Here is a 547-nt window from a genome sequence, read left to right as displayed (position 1 = left end):
GCGTGCCCCATCGGGCGGTAGCTGTCAGCGGTCTGCAGATCGACCGGGGAGTAGGCGTGCGCGCCGGCGCCGGTGATCTTCGGGCGGGCTTCGGTCACGGTGCTGCCGTTCGCCGGCGTCTGCACAGTGAACCGGTCGACCTTCGGGACGTAGTGGACGAGGAGGCCCTGCGTCCGCTGCCAGGTGCCGTCGGCGCGCTCGGCGGCGACGACCACCGAGTTGTCGCCGGGGCGGAAGTAGCTGGCCTTCGCGGACCACTTCCCGTGCTCGTCCGCGGTCGTGTCGACGATGATCGGACCCGTGAGCCCGTCGATGGAGACCCGCACGTGGCCCTTCGGACGAGCGGTGCCCTCGAGGGTCGGTTCCGCCGTGTCGACGGTGTCGCCGTCGTGCAGGTTCGTCACGGCCGCTACGGGCGACTGGCCGTCGCCGGGCTGCTCGCCGCCCTTGCCGTCGTCGTAGGTCAGCGTGTAGGACTCGGTCTTCCACTTGCCGTTCAGGTCCTGGTAGGACGCGGTCAGCTCGTTCACGCCGGGCTTCAGGTCCT

The 547-nt window shown here is 70.4% G+C and carries 1 protein-coding gene; it reads right to left on the bottom strand.

Features of this window, described 5'->3' with window-relative positions; translation table 11 throughout:
- A partial coding sequence (locus tag H7A69_RS17225) for a hypothetical protein (RefSeq protein WP_182048153.1) occupies positions 1 to 530 on the bottom strand: 530 nt, incomplete at its 3' end.
- Positions 531 to 547: the final 17 nt, after the last annotated feature.

The organism is Curtobacterium sp. ME26 (assembly GCF_903970945.1).
Lineage (GTDB): Bacteria > Actinomycetota > Actinomycetes > Actinomycetales > Microbacteriaceae > Curtobacterium > Curtobacterium citri.
The sequence above is the reverse complement of the archived record's forward strand: the minus strand, read 5'-3'. Positions and strand labels throughout refer to the sequence as shown.